This is a genomic window from Frankia tisae, from assembly GCF_025403405.1.
GTDB lineage: Bacteria > Actinomycetota > Actinomycetes > Frankiales > Frankiaceae > Frankia > Frankia tisai.
The window spans coordinates 1-1,756 of sequence record NZ_JANEZT010000651.1 but is presented as its reverse complement, the minus strand read 5'-3'; the positions used below and the strand labels follow the sequence as shown (position 1 = coordinate 1,756).

Below are 1,756 nucleotides of genomic sequence, written 5' to 3'. Positions count from 1 at the left end.
CGCCGGACCAGGCTGCTGCGCCGGGTGTTCGGCGCCGCCGTGGACGACTCGGGCCCGCCCCTTACCGCGACCTGGCCGGCGGGCGCCACGATTGCCGCGACCCTGGTACTGACCACGGCGGTCGTGGTCAGCCACCAGCTCACCCCGTACCTGATCGTGCTCACCGTCGGCGTGCTCACGGCGCTGGGCGTCGTCCGGCCCCGCTGGCTGGTGGCGGCCATGGCCGTCATCTCCGTCGCCTACCTGGTGCCCAACCTCGCCTACATCCGCGACCACTTCGGGCTGTTCAGCGGCGCCGACGCCGTCACCAACGCGACGAACTCCGGCGTCTACGTCGAGCTGCACAAGTCCGCGGGGAAGATCCTCTACGCCCGGGCCGGGCTCGCGCTGTTCGGCGGCACCTGGCTCGCCGCCGTCGTCTCCGTCGTCGTCCTGCTTCGGCGGCGGGCGATCCGCGGGGTCCTGCTGTGCAGCGGCGCGGTGATCGGCACCGGTCTCGTGCTGTTCCTGCAGACCTACGGCGGAGAGGGGCGGCTACGGGTCTTCCTGTTCTCGCTGCCGTGGTGCGCGATCCTCATCGCCGCTGCGCTGCTGCGCGAGGACTCCCCGCCCCGCCCGCTGCGAGCGGCGGTGACGCTGGGCGCCCTCGTCACCTACCTCGGCCTGTGGCTGTGCGCCTTCTACATCCCGTTCGACGCGAACCACATGACGCGGGGCGACGTCGCCTCCGCCGCCTGGCTCTACGACCACGGCGACCCCCGCATCCCGGTGATGCTCGGCGACGCGGACTGGCCCGGCGACTACAGCCCCCGCTACGCCGAGTTCGCCCGGACCCCGAAGCCGTCCTACGCGCTGCTGGAGGACCCGGTGTTCCGCGGCATCGCGCTTGGCCGGGCACCCGCGACCGAGACCGCCGGGGTGATCTCGACGATGGGCCGGTACAGGCCGCGCGGATACCTCGTGCTGGCGCAGGGCCAGGTGGCCTTCGCCCGCTCCTACGGCCTCGCGCCGGACGGCACTATCGCCCGGATCGGCCGCGAGATCCAGGCCGACCGGCACTTCACCGTCGTCTACCGCAACCCGGACGCGACGATCTACCTGTTCACCCGAGACGTGGCGGAGGCAAAATGAGCCCAACCCGACGAGCCGTGTCCCGGTCGGCGCCGTTCTCGCCGTTCTCGCCGTTCTCGCCGTTCTCGCCGTTCTCGCCGCGCTGGCCGTTCTCGCCGCGCAACCGCGTCTGGCGGCGCACCGCCATCGTCGGGGTCCTCGGGCCGATGGCGATACCGCGGCCCGACCAGCTACGCGACGCCCTGTACCGGCTCGCCGCCGTCGCCCCGGGCACGCCGCTGCTGCGTGCCCTGGACCCGGCGGGGTCCTTCTGGCAGCACGTCCCCGCCGGCGAACTCGACCAGCACATCGGCCGTATGGTCCGGCCCCTCGACGCCGCGCCGCCCGACCTGGACGGCGTCGGCACGCTCGTCTCAACCAGGCTGGCCGACCCGCCGGTCGGTCTGCCGCTGCGGATCTCCCTCGGCGACGAACACGCGCTGGTCGAGATGAGCCACGTCCTCGGCGACGGCTCGTTCATCAACCGCGTCTGGTCGGACCTGCTGCGCTGCGCCCGCGACGGTGGGGTCCCCGAGCTCGCCGCCGGCGCGGGCCCCGCCCTGCCGCTGGTGCGGGCGTTCGCGGCGACCTTCGGACGCCACCCGGGCCGCCTGCTCGACGTCGCCCGCAGCTCCCGACCCCACCC

The 1,756-nt window shown here is 73.6% G+C and carries 2 protein-coding genes; both read left to right on the top strand.

The features are described 5' to 3' along the window. The coding region (locus tag NBZ85_RS30845) for a hypothetical protein (protein ID WP_261563394.1) at positions 1–1,131 on the top strand (1,131 nt) is incomplete at its 5' end. Next, positions 1,128–1,756: hypothetical protein (locus NBZ85_RS30840; RefSeq protein ID WP_261563393.1), on the top strand; the 629-nt coding region annotated here is incomplete at its 3' end. The genes NBZ85_RS30845 and NBZ85_RS30840, both read left to right, overlap by 4 nt.